Raw genomic sequence first — 15817 nt, 5'->3', positions numbered from 1 at the left:
TACAAGGACGCCATTATGCTCCGCTCTACCCTCCGTTTCACCGGCCTGTGCGCGGGTCTGTTGATCTGCGCCAATGCCATGGCTCTGTCCCTGGGTGATCTGTCGCAAAAAGATGCCACGGGAGGTCTCAAGGACGCCTTGACCCAGGGCGCGCAGGTGGCGGTCAAACAACTGGGTACACCCGGCGGCTTCAGCAACAACCCGGATGTGAAAATAGAATTGCCCGGCAAGCTGGGCAAAGTCGCCAGCAAAATGAAAGCCTTCGGCATGGGTGATCAGGTCGATCAACTGGAAGCCAGCATGAACCAGGCAGCCGAGACGGCCGTGGTCCAGGCCCAGCCGATTCTGGTCAATGCCGTGAAGAATATGAGCGTGGACGATGCCAAGGGCATCTTGAGCGGTGGCAACGACTCGGCGACGCAGTACCTGAACAAGAGCAGCCGCGAGCAGATCCGCGCCAAGTTCCTGCCCATCGTCAAACAAGCCACCGACAAGGTCGGCCTGGCCCAGAAATACAATGCCTTTGCCGGCCAGGCCGCGACGTTCGGTGTATTGGATGCCAAAAGCGCCAACGTCGAAAACTACGTGACCGAGCAGACACTGGACGGCTTGTTCGAAATGATCGGCAAGCAGGAAGCCGCGATTCGCCAGAACCCGGCGGCCGCGGCTACCAGCCTGGCGAAGAAGGTGTTTGGTAGCCTCTGAACGCGATAAGCAACTGTGGGAGCGAGCCTGCTCGCGATAGCGGCTTCAGCCATGACCTCGTCGTTGGCTGTTACACCGCTATCGCGAGCAGGCTCGCTCCCACATTGCTTTGCGGTGGACGGCAAATCTGCGATCACCTCGGCCCCTGTGGGAGCCGGGCTTGCCCGCGATGACGGTGGCACAAACAACATCGATGCAAGCTGATCCACCGCTTTCGCGAGCAAGCCCGCTCCCACAAAAAGACTTGGTGTTCATAGCCTCTCAGTCAGGTTTTCTTGACCCTGAACCAGGCCGCGTACAACGCCGGCAGGAACAGCAACGTCAACGCCGTCGCCACGATCAGCCCGCCCATGATCGCCACCGCCATTGGGCCGAAAAACAGACTGCGCGACAGGGGAATCATTGCCAGCACTGCCGCCAGTGCGGTGAGCACGATCGGACGGAAGCGTCGCACCGTGGCTTCGATGATCGCCTGCCACGGTGTCAGCCCCGCCTCAATGTCCTGTTCGATCTGGTCCACCAGGATCACCGAGTTGCGCATGATCATCCCCGACAAGGCGATGGTGCCCAGCATGGCGACGAAACCGAACGGCTGGCGGAACACCAGCAGGAACAGCGTGACGCCAATCAGCCCCAGGGGCGCCGTCAGAAACACCATGGCCGTGCGTGAGAAACTGCGCAGTTGGAGCATCAGCAAGGTCAGCACCACCACGATGAACAACGGTACCCCAGCGTTCACCGACTTCTGCCCTCGGGTCGAATCCTCGACGGTACCACCGACTTCCAACAGGTAACCGTCCGGCAACTCAGCGCGAATCGGGTCCAGGGTCGGGAAGATCTGCTGCACCAGGGACGCCGGTTGTTCCTTGCCGTAGATATCGGCCCGCACCGTCACGCTGGGCAGGCGATTGCGATGCCAGATCACCCCCTCTTCAAAGCCGTATTCCAGCGTCGCGATCTGTGACAGCGCGACACTCTGGCCATTCTCGGTAGGCACCGCCAGGCTCGGCAGTAGCGTCAGTTCGGTGCGCTCATGCACCGTGCCACGCAACAGGATCTCGATCAGTTCGTTGTCCTCCCGGTACTGGCTGACGCTGGAGCCGATCAGGGAACTCTGCAGGAACTTCGACAGGTCGGCGGTGCTCACGCCCAGGGCCCGGGCACGCTCCTGGTCGACGTTCAGGTACACGACTTTGCTCGGTTCTTCCCAATCCAGATGCACGTTCGTCACGTAGGGGTTTTCGCGAACTTTCGTCGCCACTTTCCGCGCCAGGGCGCGGACTTCTTCAATGTGCTCGCCGGTCACCCGGAACTGCACCGGGTACCCCACGGGCGGGCCGTTTTCCAGGCGCGTGACCCGGGAGCGCATGGTCGGGAACTGTTCGTTCAGGGTACTGATCAACCAGCTGCGCAGGGGCTCACGGTCTTCGATGGTCTTGGCCAGCACCACGAACTGGGCAAAGCTCGGTGCCGGAAGTTGTTGATCCAGTGGGAGGTAGAAACGTGGCGAACCGGTGCCGACATAGGCCACGTAATTGTCAATGCCCGGATGGTCCTTGAGCATCGCCTCCAGGCGCTTGACCTGTTCGGCGGTGTTGCTCAGGGAGGCGCCTTCCTCCAGCTTCAGATCGACCATCAATTCCAGTCGCCCCGACGCCGGGAAGAACTGCTGCGGGACAAAACGGAACAGCATCACCGAGCCGATGAACAACAGCACGGTCAAGGCGATGACGGTTTTGCGCCGACGCACGCACCACTCCACCAAGCGCCGGATCCGTTGGTAGAACGGCGTGCCGTAAGGGTCGGGCTGACCGTGACCAATGCCGTGCCTGGCCGCATGAATTTTTGCCAGGTCCGGCAGAAGTTTTTCCCCCAGGTAGGGCACGAACACCACGGCAGCCACCCAGGAGGCCAGCAGCGCGAGGGTCACCACCTGGAAGATCGAACGGGTATATTCGCCGGTGCCCGATTGCGCCGTGGCGATCGGCAGGAAGCCCGCCGCCGTGATCAGCGTACCGGTGAGCATCGGGAATGCCGTGCTCGTCCAGGCGTAGCTGGCCGCCTTGATCCGGTCGAAACCCTGCTCCATCTTGATCGCCATCATCTCCACCGCAATGATCGCGTCGTCCACCAGCAACCCGAGCGCCAGCACCAGCGCGCCCAGGGAAATCTTGTGCAGGCCGATCCCCAGGTAATACATCGCCGCGAAGGTCATCGCCAGCACCAGCGGAATCGCCAGGGCGACCACCATCCCGGTGCGTAGCCCCAGGGAAAAGAAGCTCACCAGCAAGACGATGGTCAGGGCTTCCACCAGCACCTGGACGAACTCACCTACGCCGGTCTTCACCGCCGCCGGCTGGTCTGACACCTTGCGCAACTGCATGCCGGCCGGCAGATTGTTCTGGATCCGGGCAAATTCGGTTTCCAGCGCCTTGCCCAGGATCAGGATGTCGCCACCCTCCTTCATCGCCACGGCCAGACCAATGGCATCTTCGCCCATGAAGCGCATGCGTGGCGCCGGTGGCTCGTTGAAACCGCGACGCACGTCCGCCACGTCGTCAATACGGAATGTGCGGTCGGCGACCCGGATCGGAAAGTTGCGGATCTCTTCCACGGTCTGGAAATTGCCCGATACCCGTAGCTGCAAACGCTCGCTACCGGTTTCGAAAAAGCCCGCGGTGGAGACCGCGTTCTGCTTTTCCAGGGCCTGCTGGACCGCCGACAAAGGCAGGCCGAGGGTTGCCAGCTTGACGTTCGACAGCTCAATCCAGATTTTCTCGTCCTGCAGACCGAGCAACTCGACCTTGCCCACATCCTTGACCCGTTGCAGCTGGATCTGGACACGGTCGGCGTAGTCCTTGAGCACGCCGTAGTCGAAACCATCGCCGGTCAGGGCGTAGATGTTGCCAAAGGTGGTGCCGAATTCATCGTTGAAGAACGGCCCCTGAACACCTTGCGGCAAGGTGTGGCGGATATCGTTGACCTTCTTGCGGATCTGGTACCACAACTCAGGGATCTGCGCAGAATGCATGGAGTCCCGGGCCATGAAGGTCACCTGGGACTCACCCGGACGGGAAAACGAGACGATCTTCTCGTAGTCACCGGTCTCCATCAGCTTCTTTTCGATCCGCTCGGTGACCTGGCGCGACACTTCTTCAGCCGTGGCCCCTGGCCAGTTGGTACTGATGACCATGGCCTTGAAGGTGAACGGAGGGTCTTCGCTCTGACCCAGCTTGGTGTAGGAAAGCGCGCCGACAATGGCCAGCAACAGCATCAGGAATAGTACGATCTGGCGATTACGCAACGCCCATTCGGAAAGATTGAAACCCATCGGGGATTACTCCTTGGCCGCCAGGTTGACCACGCGGTTGGAGCGATCCACCGGCCGTACCTGCTGGCCGTCGAGGAGCACATGCACGCCAGCCGCCACCACCCAGTCGTTGGCACTGAGGCCCTCAAGCACCGGAACGGTCTTTTCACCGAAGGCGCCGACCCGCACCGGGACCTTCTTCAAGGTGTTGTTGGGGTTGACCACCCAGACGTACGTCGCGCCGTTTTCAGCCGTCAGGGCCGACAGCGGCACCGACAACGGCACCTTATCGACGGTCTGGATGAACACCCGGGCGCTCTGACCCAATTCGGCCGGAACGCTGCCCCCAGTGAACGCGACACGGGCGGCGAAGGTACGGGACTTCGGATCGGCGGCGGGCGAGAGTTCACGGATATGTCCATTGAAACGCTGGCCCGGCTGGCTCCACAGTTCGACCGAGACCGGTTGGCCGATCTTGAACCGACCAAAACTCTGTTCCGGCAGGCTGATGAGCACTTCACGCTCGCCATCGGTGGCGAGGGTGAAGACGGTCTGCCCGGCCTGCACCACTTGGCCGACTTCCACCGAACGCCGGGCGACCACACCATCCTGGGGCGCCCGCAATACCGAATAGCTGGCCTGGTTGCTGGAAACGTCGAACTCCGCCTGGATCTGCTTGAGACGCGCGGCGCCGGAGCGGTAGAGGTTCTCGGCGTTGTCGTACTGGGAACGGCTGACCATCTGCCGGTCCAGCAGTGTTTTGTAGCGATCACGCTCGGCACGCACCAGGTTCAGGTTGGCCTCGGCCGCAGCCACCTGGGCCCGGGTCGCTTCCAGTTGCAAGCGCACGTCCTGGGGGTCGAGTTCGGCCAGTGGTTGGTTAGCCTTGACCCGCTGCCCCTCTTCGACCAGTCGTCGGCTCACTTTACCGCCAATGCGAAAAGCCAGGTCCGGCTCGAAACGGGCCCGCACTTCGCCGGGATAACTGTCCGTCGCCTGGGCCGAAGGCTCTGGTTTCACGACCATGGCAGGGCGCACGGCGACCGGTACCGGTTCGTCATGACCACACGCAGACAATAAAAAAGCCAGGCTGACTGGCACGGCGAGGGGCAATGCATAGCGGAACATGGCGGCAGACCTTTCGCTAATGGTGCTTGGAATAATTATACTGGCGGGTATGTTATTAATAGCAAACTCACCAGTCCAGTATTAAAGCGAAGAATGTCGAACAATCTTTCACCCCCCAGCGGGCCTGGCCGTCCGAAGGATCTGGTCAAGCGCCAGGCCATTCTCGACGCTGCCAAACGGCTGTTCATAGAATTGGGTTATGCCAATACCAGCATGGATACCGTCGCCACTGAAGCGGGCGTGTCGAAGCTGACGGTCTACAGCCACTTCAACGATAAGGAAACGCTGTTTTCCGCCGCCGTGATTGCCAAGTGCGAAGAGCAGGTGCCACCACTGTTCTTCGAGTGGCCGGAGGGCGTGCCGATTGAACGCGTGCTGTTGAACATCGCCCGTGGCTTCCATCTGCTGGTCAACAGCGACGAATCGGTGAACCTGCATCGGGTAATCATGGCCCTGGGCAGCCAGGACTCCAGGCTTTCGACGATTTTCTACCAGGCCGGTCCCGAGCGGATGCTCTCGGGCATGGAGCGGCTGCTGACCAAGGTCAACCAGAGCGGCGCCCTGTGCATCGACAAACCCCGCCATGCGGCGGAGCATTTCTTCTGCCTGATCAAGGGCGCAGCGAATTTCCGCTTACTGTATGGCTGCGGCGCGCCGTTGGAGGCAGAAGCGGCCGAAGAGCATGTTCAGGAGGTGGTGGGGTTGTTCATGCGGGCTTATCGGCCTTAATTCCCGGTGTACTGAAGGGCCTCATCGCGAGCAGGCTCGCTCCCACAGGTGTTGGTGTGGGCCACAACATCGGTGAACGACGCCGAACCAGTGTGGGAGCGAGCCTGCTCGCGGTGAAGACACCCCGGTCTCAGGCCTTGAGCGCCTTTTTGGGGTAGATATCGTAGCGACTGGATTTGCCATCGAGCCCATGGCCCGGTTTCGGCCCTTCGATGCACGGCGCCTTGCGCGGGCGCTTGACCACCACCCGGTGCGTCGCCAGGGCCAGGGCCGCGGCCAGCAAGGCAGGGGCGTCGGGGTCGTCGCCGACCAAGGGCCGGAACAGGCGCATTTCCTTTTTCACCAGGGCGGTTTTCTCACGATGGGGAAACATCGGGTCCAGGTAGATCACCTGGGGCGGCTCGCCTTCCCAGTTTTGCATCACCTCGATGGAATTGCCCTTGAGCAAGTGCATGCGCGCCACGATGGGCGCCACGTCGAAATCCTCCGCGCCACGGGCTAGACCGTCCTCCAGTAATGCGCCGATCAGCGGCTGGCGCTCGATCAGGCTCATCTCGCAGCCCAGGCTGGCCAGCACGAAGGCGTCCTTGCCCAACCCGGCCGTGGCATCCAGAACACGGGGACGCACCCCCTGGGCAATCCCGACGGCCTTGGCGATCATCTGGCCGCTGCCGCCACCGTACAACCGGCGATGGGCCGCGCCGCCCTCGACAAAATCCACCCGCACCGGCCCCGGCGCGTCCGGCCCCAGCTGCTGCAATTGCAGCCCGTGTTCGCCGACCTGCAGGGCAAACTCGCCATCGTCCATCTGCAAGGGCAGGCCAAGGCGCTGGGCCCAGTCCTCGGCCTGAGGCTGGAAGGCCGCACCCAGGGCCTCGACGTGGATGCGGCAGGCCGCGGGTTGCTCACTCATGGAAGTTGTTCATTATGGAAACATGCTCAAAAAATTAAGGATCGGCAAAAACGGCCGATAACAACGGTGAACGGCATTTTGCCAGAGCTGAGCGTCGACCGAAAAAAATGTCAGACATTCATTCCACATCGATAGGCGTTATCTCCCGTTACGGTGATTACAGCCTGCGCAACACCCAGGCCCTGAGCCGCGTCAGTCACCTGTGGCAAGATTTTTTTGCCCGGGCCCTGGCCGATCAGTTGGGTGAAAACGCACCCGCGCCCGGCAGCTACCAGCCCGTCGCACTCGATGAGGCCGTTGAACCGACCCTCGGCGCCGAACTGCTGGACCACATCGTCAGCCAGCGCACCTGCGATGTGAAAGAGACCCAGGTCAAACCGCCTGAGCCGCTGTTCCTGCCCATCGCCGAATTCGAACTGGACCTGCTGGACAAGCCGTTCCCACCCTTCCCACCGGAAGAAATCAGCGCACAGCAAAAACAGCAGAACTTCGAGAGCAATTGGGTTCGTCCCATTGTCCTCGCTGCTGGCCAACCATTACCGGAACCCGGCCCGGCACCGCAGCCACGCCCATTGCACCTGCCGATTGCCGAATTCGAACTCGATCTGCTGGACAAGCCATTCCCGCCGTTCCCGGAAGAAGAAATCGTCGCCCAACAGAAAGCGCTGGACTTCGACACCCGCTGGGCACGCCCGATCGTGCTGCAGAACCTGCGCATCGCCGCCTGATCACCTACAGATCCACCAAGGCCCCACATCCAGGTGGAAGTGGTTTCGGTGGGCTGCGTTGTAGTCCGGGCTCAAGACCACACTGAACATGTCACAGGCACCGTCGCGCACCTGGTGCAGGAAACGCGCGTCGGCATTGTCCTTCGGCCAGTCCCGGAGGACGCTGACCGTGCGACCATCGGCCAGGCGAAACCCGGCGATGTCCAACGCACTAGCCGTGGCATGCTGGCTGCGCGCGCCGCTTTCACGGCCGTACATGTTGCGACAGGCGAAGCTTCCGAGGTGATCGACTCGGGTCACTTTCTGCCCATAGGCGGCCTGTGCGGCCGGTTGCAGCGCATGATGCTCGAACAAGGCGAATGCCACCGCCAGGGAGCAACTGGCGAGGAAACTGCTGCTCAGCGCCACCTCGCCACCCTGCACCCGCAGCACATTGGTCAACGGGCAACTGGCGGCCGGGTTGCTGTCGGCCTGGTGGGCGACCCGCAGCCCCGAGGTGGCCAAGGCCTGCTCACACAATTGCGGGTCATTGCGCAAGGCCATGAGTTTGTAGCGGGTCAGCAGGTTCGGTGGCGCCCGGACGTCCAGGGGTGCCCAGGGATTCCACTGCGGCGGCACCGACAACCAGCCCCGCCACACCCCCAACACCGCGACGCCAGCGAGCACCCCCAACAACGTCAAGCCTTTCGCAATCCTCACTGCAACGCCTCGCGCATCAACCCTTGAACAGCTGGTTGGCCTGCTTGAACGTCATCGAGCGGCGGGTAAAGGTGAACGTGCCCTGCTGGCGGATTTCCCCAGCGGCGCGCATGAACTCACCGTACGCCGCCAAGGCCAGGGCCGAGCCGACGCTGATGCGCCTGACACCCAGCTCGCTCAACTGCGCGAGTGTCAGGTCCAGCGCCCCGGACATCAGCACGTTCACCGGTTTCGGCGCCACGGCTTGCACCACCGCGAGCACTTGCTCGGCAGTACTCAACCCAGGGGCATAGAGCACGTCTGCACCGGCGTCGGCGAATGCTTTCAGGCGACGGATCGTGTCATTCAGATCGGGGTTGCCGTGCAGGAAGTTCTCCGCCCGGGCAGTCAGCAGGAACGGGTACGGCAGGCTGCGTACCGCTTCGGCCGCGGCCTTGACCCGCGCCACGGCATGCTCGAAGCAATAGATCGGGCTCTCTTCGCGTCCCGTGGCATCCTCGATGGACCCGCCGACCGCGCCGGCTTCTGCCGCGCGCAGCAGGTTGCGGGCGCAATCTTCGGGGGCGTCGGCGAAACCGTTCTCGAAATCGACCGCCACCGGCAGGTCAGTGGCGGCCACGATCGCGCGGACATTGGCCAAGGTGTCTTCCAGCCCCAGCGCGCCATCCGGGCGGCCCAGGGAAAAAGCGTGACCGGCGCTGGTGGTGGCCAAGGCCTCGAACCCCAGGCTGGCCAACATTTTCGCGGAACCGGCGTCCCACGGGTTGGGAATGACAAAAGCCTCTTCACGTTCGTGCAAAGCTTTGAACGCCTGGGCCCGACGGGTTTGCGCATCCATGGAGGTTACTCCTGAGCAGAGAAGGATTTCAGCCTCAGAGCAAACCCAGTTGCTCGGCGGCGGGCTCTCTATATAACTCAGGCAAGGCCGGCAAGCCAGGCAATCGCTGCATCAGCCGGCTATGAAAACGCAGCGCCAGTTTCGCCGCCAGCAGATTGTCGGCGGTGTGCAGGAAGATGTAGGGCGTGCGCCCTTCTTCGATCCAGCCGGCGATTTTTTCCACCCAGGGCGTCAGGAATGGCTCGTTGGCCTCCAGCACCGGATGACCGATGAAGCGCACCTGCGGATATTGGGTGAAGGCCGCCGGCCGGGGTGGTACCCGCGGCTTTTTCGATTGGGCATGGAGCACGGCAGGATCGGTGGAAGTGCAACTGAACAGGGCCCGGGGATCGAGGCAGATACGCTCGACACCACGATCGAGCAGCAGGCGATTGAGTTGCCGTTCGGCATCGCCTTTGGCAAAGAACTCATCGTGACGGACCTCCACCGCCAGCGGGCGCTGCAAGGCGTCGATAAACCCCGCCAGTTCCGCTAATCGATTTGGCGTGAACGCCTTGGACAGCTGCAGCCAGAGTGGCGAAACCCGTTCGCCCAAAGGGCTGAGCAACTGCAGGAAAGTGTCGACGGCCGTCTGGTGCTCGCGCAGATCGCCGTTGTGGCTGATCTCACCGGGAAACTTGGCGGTAAAGCGAAAGTGCGCGGGCATGGTTTCGGCCCAACGCTGCACGATGGCCGCGGACGGGCTCGCGTAGAAGGTCGTGTTGCCTTCCACGGCGTTGAACACTTGGGAATACAGATTCAGGAAGTCGGAGCTTCTGGCGTCCAGGGGATAGAGATAGTCACGCCAGGCGTTTTCGCTCCAGGAGGGGCAGCCGAGGTAGTAAGACAACGCCATCAGATGTAGAGGTCGAGCCCCAGCACTTCCATATCCCAATCGACGAAGCCGGCGGTGCTCAGGTAACTGGCGAGGGCCGTGGCGACACTGCGGCTCATGGAGCGGTGGTAGAGCATGTCTTGCTGGCGAGCGGGGAGATTGCTCAAGCGCTGTGCGGAAGCTTTGGCGGCGCGGGCGGCCAGTTGCTCTTCAGACGGAAACTCCAATTCGCCATCGACGTCGTCGAAGGATTCCTGATCAGCGACCTTGCCCGTCCTGGGCCGGCGCTTGATGGGATAAGACTGCGGTGAATATCCGTCTATACGCATAACAGAATGCTCAATATCAATGATGGCAATTTAGCGGCACTTTCCCAGCCGCGCAAACGCGCAAGTGATAACTAGAACACATAAAGTCGAAAAGGTTTAAAAACCGGGCAAAAAAATGACGACTGGTGATATCAGGTGTGACTTTTTGCGGTGCAAATGACTTTTGAGGATCCCGGGAGACCTTGGATCTGGAAGCCTTTGTGGCGCGGGAGCTCCCTCGCCACAACACTGTCCGCTTGAGAGTGGGATTATCGTTCCGACTTGGGGGTAGCGACTTTATCTCGCAGGTACACCGGCTGAGCATCGTCGGCCGGGATGGCTTCGCCGCGCTCCCAAGCGAAACGGGCCAGGGCCAACAGGTCTTCGGCGTGTGGCAGCAGGCTGGCGTCCTGACCACTGAGCTTGACGGCGATGCGCTCGCCATAGCCCCAACCGGTACCGGCGCCAAACCACTCACCCGCCGCATCTGCCGGCAAAGCCGCTACTTCGGGCGGCAGCACGGCTTCGGCACCCACCAGACGCATCTCGCCAGCGATCTCGCGGTAGCAGCCCCAGTACACCTCGTCCATGCGTGCATCGATGGCTGCCGCCACCTGATGGGCGCCGTTTTCACGCAAGGCACGCTGGGCCAGCACCGCCAGGTTCGACACCGGCAACACTGGACGCTGCAATGCGAACGCCAGCCCCTGTACGACGCCGATGGCGATGCGCACACCGGTGAAGGCCCCCGGGCCACGACCAAAGGCAATCGCATCCACAGCCTGCAAGGTAGTACCGGCATCGCTGAGCAACTGCTGGATCATCGGCAACAGTTTCTGAGCGTGCAGGCGTGGAATCACCTCGTAATGGCTCGTGACCTTGCCGTCGTGCAGCAGGGCAACGGAGCAAGCTTCAGTCGCGGTGTCCAGGGCCAGCAAGGTGCTCATCAATGTGTCCTTCAATCAGGGGAAAAAAGGGGCGCCAGTATAAACAACTACGGCCCGCAAGCGGGCCGTAGTTGGTGTAACCGAGCAGACTTTTCAGCTCAACGCTTCAAGCACCTTGCCGGTGATCGCATCGACCGTGCCAACGCCCGGGATGTGGCTGTACTTGGGCTTGCCGTCGGTCCTGGCGGACAGCTTCTGGTAGAAGTCCACCAGCGGCTTGGTCTGGGAATGGTAGACCGACAGGCGATGACGCACGGTTTCTTCGGTGTCGTCCTTGCGCTGCACCAGTTCTTCACCGGTGAGGTCGTCCTTGCCAGCCACTTTCGGCGGGTTATAGACGGTGTGGTAGACGCGGCCGGAAGGCTCGTGGACGCGGCGCCCGGCGATGCGCTGGACGATCTCTTCGTCGTCGACGGCGATTTCAACGACGTGATCCAGTTCCACGCCGGCTTCCACCAGGGCTTCGGCCTGGGGAATGGTGCGTGGGAAACCGTCGAAGAGGAAGCCCTTGGCGCAGTCGGATTGAGCGATGCGATCCTTGACCAGGGCAATGATCAGGTCATCCGACACCAGGCCGCCGGCATCCATGATGCTCTTGGCCTTGATGCCCAGCTCGGTGCCGGCCTTGACCGCTGCACGCAACATGTCGCCGGTGGAGATTTGCGGGATACCGAATTTTTCGGTGATGAACTTTGCCTGAGTACCTTTACCGGCCCCGGGAGCTCCCAGCAGAATGACGCGCATCGATGTGCTCCTCAATTTTTATATGTAAAACGCTCGGATTCGCCTCGTCGGGCCAATCTCGGAAAACTGGAATCGTGACCGCCCAAACGGCCAAAGGCTGATCAAGATACACAGCGGGCCCGACCCACACAAGCCGCCGAAAGTCGGAGGAACCGGCGTCCGGCGCGACCTTTGGAGGGGGTGGCGAGAGTCGCAACCGGGCAACAAAGTGTCGCCCGGCCGACCTGCCGCCATTTCTGCACGGCACCACCCGGCGACACCGGGCGAGCCGTTTCGAGGCGCCGCTTGAGCTTAGCCGGTGTTGCGCAATCCGGCGGCGATACCCGCCACAGACACCAGCAATGCTTGCTCCACGGGGCTGCCCTGGGCGACGTCCTGTTGCCGCGAGCGGGCCAGCAGTTCGGCCTGCAACAGGTGCAGGGGGTCGAGATAGGTGTTGCGCAGGCGAATGAATTCGAGCGTCTCTGGGCTATGTGCCAGTAGTTGAGACTGGCCGGTCAACCCCAGCACCACGGAGCAGGCCTGCGACAATAGGTCGCGTAAATGCGCACCCAAAGGTCGCAGTGCCGGCTCCACCAGACGCTCGTCGTAGGAGCGCGCAATATCGGCATCGGCCTTGGCCAGCACCATTTCCAGCATGTCGATGCGGGTACGGAAGAACGGCCACTGCTCGCGCATCTGCCCCAGCAATTGGCCCTCGCCCCGCTCCAGGGCCTTGCCCAGGGCGGTTTCCCAGCCGAGCCAGGCCGGCAGCATCAGGCGGGTCTGGGTCCAGCCGAAAATCCACGGAATCGCCCGCAGGCTTTCGATGCCACCGGCCCGGCGCTTGGCCGGCCGACTGCCCAGGGGCAAGCGTCCCAATTCCTGCTCCGGGGTGGACTGCCGGAAGTACTCGACGAACTGTGGGTTTTCCCGCACCACGGCACGGTAGGCATTGACGCCGTCGGCCGCCAGTTCGTCCATCAGGTGGCGCCATTCGGGCGTAGGTGGTGGCGGTGGGAGCAGGGTCGCTTCGAGCACGGCCGCGAGGTACAGATTGAGGTTCTGTTCGGCGATGTCCGGCAGGCCGAATTTGAAACGAATCATTTCGCCCTGCTCAGTGGTGCGGAAACGCCCCGCCACCGATCCCGGGGGCTGGGACAGAATCGCCGCGTGGGCCGGACCGCCGCCACGGCCGACCGTACCGCCACGGCCATGGAATAGCAGTAATTCGACCTGCTGCTCGCGACAGATCTCCACCAGACGTTCCTGGGCCCGATACTGTGCCCAGGCCGCCGCGGTGGTCCCCGCGTCCTTGGCCGAATCGGAATAGCCGATCATCACTTCCTGGGGCCCATGAAGGCGTGCGCGATAGCCCGGCAGCAGCAACAGCCGCTCGATCACCGGTCCAGCGTTGTCCAGGTCGGCCAGGGTTTCGAACAATGGCACCACCCGCATCGGCCGCAGCACCCCGGCCTCTTTCAGCAGCAGTTGCACCGCCAGCACATCGGAAGCCGCGCCAGCCATGGAAATCACATAGGAACCCAGGGACGCCGCCGGCGCCGCCGCGACCTCCCGGCAGGTGGCCAGGACTTCCGCCGTATCGGCCGACGGCTTGAAGTTCGTCGGCAGCAATGGCCGACGATTATTCAGTTCGTCCAACAAGAAGCCGATGCGCTGCTCCTCGCTCCACTCCTCATAGCGCCCCAGCCCCAGGTAGTCGGTGATTTCAGTCATGGCCGCCGTGTGCCGGGTCGAATCCTGGCGCACGTCGAGCCGTACCAGGAATAACCCGAAGGTCACCGCGCGGCGCAGGCAATCGAGCAGCGGACCGTCGGCGATCACGCCCATGCCGCAGTCGTGCAGCGACTGGTAGCACAGCTCCAGGGGATCCAGCAGCTCGCGGTTGTCCTGCAATACATCCGCGCTCGCCGGTGTGGTGGCTTTCAAGGATGCCTGGGCCCAATTGCGCGTGGCACGCAGGCGTTCACGCAGTTGCTTGAGCACGGCACGGTAGGGTTCGGCGCTGTCGCCGGCCTGGGCACGCAAGGCCTCGCTGGCCTTCTGCATGGACAGGTCGGCGGCCAGTTGATCGACGTCGCGCAGATACAAATCCGCCGCCATCCACCGCGCCAGCAACAGCACTTCACGGGTCACCGCGGCGGTGACATTCGGATTGCCGTCGCGGTCACCGCCCATCCACGAGGCAAAGCGCACCGGCGCCGCCTCCAACGGCAGGCGCAGCCCGGTGGCGGCATGCAGGGCCTGGTCGGCCTTGCGCAGGTAATTGGGGATGGCCTGCCACAGCGAGTGCTCGATCACCGCGAAGCCCCACTTGGCCTCGTCCACGGGGGTCGGCCGGGTGCGGCGGATTTCCTCGGTGTGCCAGGCTTCGGCGATCAGCCGTTGCAGGCGCTCGTGGATCTGCGCACGCTCGGCACTGGTCAGGTCACGGTGATCCTGGGCCGCCAGTTGCGCGGCGATGGCATCGTATTTCTGGATCAGGGTACGGCGGGCGACTTCGGTGGGGTGGGCCGTGAGCACCAGCTCGATCTCCAGGCGCCCCAGCTGCCGCGCCAGGGACTCGGCGGCATGGCCTTCGGTGCGCAACCGGGCGAGCAACTCAGGCAACACCCGCGCCTCGAATGGCGCTGGTTGCGACTCTTCGCGGCGGTGGATCAGCTGGTACTGCTCGGCAATGTTCGCCAGGTTGAGGAACTGGTTGAACGCCCGCGCCACCGGCAGCAGTTCGTCTTCGCTCAACTGATTGAGACTGGCACTGAGTTCGGCATCCACGGAGCCGCGTCGATCGGCCTTGGCGCCCTTGCGGATCTGCTCGATCTTGCCGAGAAACCTGTCCCCGTACTGTTCGCGGATGGTATTGCCCAGCAGCTCGCCGAGCAGGTGGACATCCTCGCGCAAGCGGGCATCGATATCGGTCATCAGCAGTTCTCCAGCAAAAAAGGTCCGGACAGCTCTTGGGTGAGACGTTCACAAGAGAGTGCCGATGCCAGTCGTTTATGACAAGCGAAGAAGGGTCTTTAAACCTTGTCGGACGAAGACAGCCACTCGTCAAAAAAAGAACGTCTTTGCGAAGCAGGACACTAGTCTCAACAGTAAGCCACACGACGGCTTGTCACTCACCGTGCCTGCCACGAGCAGGTCTAATGAGGCCATCATGAAAATCCGTGAGCTTGCCCAGCATTGGGAAGAGAACGCCAAGGGCCACCTGACCCAGACCGGCTACACCATTCACCTGGACATGGAAGCCGCCGCGCGCCTCGCCGCGATCTGCGACATGTACCCCAAGCGCCAGCCCGAGGAACTGCTGGGCGAACTGATCGGGGCTGCCCTGGAGGAATTGGAAGCGAGTTTCCCGTACATCAAGGGCTCCCAAGTGGTCGCCACCGATGAGGAAGGCGACCCGCTGTATGAAGAAAGCGAGCACGCAATAGGAAAAACTCAATATCTCATGAAAGCCGCGTAGAACATGGCTTAGCGATCATTTCAGAGAACCATGAGTGGTAAAGACAGTCCTAGATTTACGACACATGTAGCCACGCCGGAGATACCCCATGGACACCTTCAAAACGATGCTCAGCAACTGGGAAAACAAAGCTCACGAAACCTCGAAGCTTGTTGAAATCACCCTGACCATTCGCCAACAAGACCTAGTAAAAATCAAAGCCTTTGCGGAAGCCTACGAACTGGATGAAAGCGTCATCACTGAGGGGCTGATTCACAGTGCTATAAAAGAAGCAGAAATCGCCATGCCCTACGTGAAAGGGGATGAAGTGATCCGGGTAGAGGAAGGTGAAGAGATTTATGCAGATGTTGGTAAGACACCTGCATTTGTTGAGGCCGAGATAAGAATTTTTAAATCAATGAACAATCCGCCACAATTGGATTAGCTTC

15 protein-coding genes are annotated in these 15817 nt (G+C 61.9%); 5 read left to right on the top strand and 10 right to left on the bottom strand.

What is annotated here, in order from left to right; genetic code table 11:
* Nucleotides 1–15: 15 nt before the first annotated feature.
* Complete coding sequence (locus FBY02_RS03345; protein ID WP_144923353.1) at nt 16–705, top strand: DUF4197 domain-containing protein; 690 nt, start codon at nt 16–18, stop codon at nt 703–705.
* Between the two features lie 265 nt (nt 706–970).
* Here the strand turns inward: FBY02_RS03345 and FBY02_RS03340 are convergent, their stop codons facing one another.
* Together FBY02_RS03340 and FBY02_RS03335 are read right to left on the bottom strand one after the other, a co-directional pair.
* Complete coding sequence (locus FBY02_RS03340; protein ID WP_144923350.1) at nt 971–4036, bottom strand: efflux RND transporter permease subunit; 3066 nt, start codon at nt 4034–4036, stop codon at nt 971–973.
* Nucleotides 4037–4042: 6 nt separating this feature from the next.
* On the bottom strand, nt 4043–5143 hold the full coding sequence (locus FBY02_RS03335) for an efflux RND transporter periplasmic adaptor subunit (protein ID WP_144923347.1): 1101 nt from the start codon (nt 5141–5143) through the stop codon (nt 4043–4045).
* Between the two features lie 93 nt (nt 5144–5236).
* Between FBY02_RS03335 and FBY02_RS03330 the strand changes: the two genes are divergently transcribed.
* Nucleotides 5237–5872 carry a TetR/AcrR family transcriptional regulator gene (locus FBY02_RS03330; protein WP_144923344.1) on the top strand — a complete coding sequence of 212 codons (636 nt, stop codon included), beginning with the start codon at nt 5237–5239 and terminating at the stop codon, nt 5870–5872.
* A 130-nt stretch (nt 5873–6002) separates the two neighbouring features.
* Here the strand turns inward: FBY02_RS03330 and FBY02_RS03325 are convergent, their stop codons facing one another.
* The gene (locus tag FBY02_RS03325) at nt 6003–6785 is read right to left on the bottom strand and encodes a class I SAM-dependent methyltransferase (RefSeq protein ID WP_144923341.1); all 783 of its coding nucleotides are present in this window, start codon (nt 6783–6785) and stop codon (nt 6003–6005) included.
* Between the two features lie 107 nt (nt 6786–6892).
* Here FBY02_RS03325 and FBY02_RS03320 point away from each other — a divergent pair, with 107 nt between their 5' ends.
* Nucleotides 6893–7513: an energy transducer TonB gene (locus FBY02_RS03320; protein ID WP_144923338.1), complete on the top strand. Its 621-nt coding sequence runs from the start codon at nt 6893–6895 to the stop codon at nt 7511–7513.
* Here the strand turns inward: FBY02_RS03320 and FBY02_RS03315 are convergent, their stop codons facing one another.
* The 7 genes from FBY02_RS03315 to ppc all read right to left on the bottom strand — a co-directional run bounded on the left by FBY02_RS03315 (nt 7514) and on the right by ppc (nt 14845).
* Nucleotides 7514–8212, bottom strand: coding sequence for an extensin family protein (locus tag FBY02_RS03315; RefSeq protein WP_144923335.1), 699 nt, complete (start codon nt 8210–8212; stop codon nt 7514–7516).
* 16 nt (nt 8213–8228) lie between these two features.
* Nucleotides 8229–9050, bottom strand: a complete 822-nt coding sequence (locus FBY02_RS03310) for an oxaloacetate decarboxylase (protein ID WP_144923332.1) — start codon at nt 9048–9050, stop codon at nt 8229–8231.
* Between the two features lie 34 nt (nt 9051–9084).
* Entirely contained in the window at nt 9085–9945 is an 861-nt protein-coding gene (locus FBY02_RS03305; RefSeq protein WP_144923329.1) for a DUF72 domain-containing protein, read from the bottom strand.
* The gene (locus tag FBY02_RS03300; RefSeq protein ID WP_024778986.1) at nt 9945–10253 is read right to left on the bottom strand and encodes a hypothetical protein; all 309 of its coding nucleotides are present in this window, start codon (nt 10251–10253) and stop codon (nt 9945–9947) included. The genes FBY02_RS03305 and FBY02_RS03300 overlap by 1 nt, the downstream gene beginning before the upstream one ends.
* Before the next feature lie 248 nt (nt 10254–10501).
* Nucleotides 10502–11179 carry a tRNA (adenosine(37)-N6)-threonylcarbamoyltransferase complex dimerization subunit type 1 TsaB gene (tsaB, locus tag FBY02_RS03295; protein ID WP_144923326.1) on the bottom strand — a complete coding sequence of 226 codons (678 nt, stop codon included), beginning with the start codon at nt 11177–11179 and terminating at the stop codon, nt 10502–10504.
* A 93-nt stretch (nt 11180–11272) separates the two neighbouring features.
* Nucleotides 11273–11923 (bottom strand): adenylate kinase, encoded by a 651-nt coding sequence (gene adk / locus FBY02_RS03290; RefSeq protein ID WP_144923323.1) that lies wholly within the window; start codon nt 11921–11923, stop codon nt 11273–11275.
* A 291-nt stretch (nt 11924–12214) separates the two neighbouring features.
* Nucleotides 12215–14845, bottom strand: coding sequence for a phosphoenolpyruvate carboxylase (ppc, locus tag FBY02_RS03285; RefSeq protein WP_144923320.1), 2631 nt, complete (start codon nt 14843–14845; stop codon nt 12215–12217).
* A 235-nt stretch (nt 14846–15080) separates the two neighbouring features.
* On the opposite strand from ppc, the gene FBY02_RS03280 reads away from it, so the two are divergent.
* Together FBY02_RS03280 and FBY02_RS03275 are read left to right on the top strand one after the other, a co-directional pair.
* Nucleotides 15081–15389 (top strand): hypothetical protein, encoded by a 309-nt coding sequence (locus FBY02_RS03280; protein ID WP_144923317.1) that lies wholly within the window; start codon nt 15081–15083, stop codon nt 15387–15389.
* Between the two features lie 88 nt (nt 15390–15477).
* Nucleotides 15478–15813 carry a hypothetical protein gene (locus FBY02_RS03275; RefSeq protein WP_144923314.1) on the top strand — a complete coding sequence of 112 codons (336 nt, stop codon included), beginning with the start codon at nt 15478–15480 and terminating at the stop codon, nt 15811–15813.
* The last annotated feature ends 4 nt before the right edge of the window (nt 15814–15817 follow it).

It is taken from the genome of Pseudomonas sp. SJZ078, assembly GCF_007828255.1.
Taxonomy (GTDB): Bacteria; Pseudomonadota; Gammaproteobacteria; order Pseudomonadales; family Pseudomonadaceae; genus Aquipseudomonas.
This window is presented reverse-complemented; position numbering and strand designations above follow the sequence as displayed.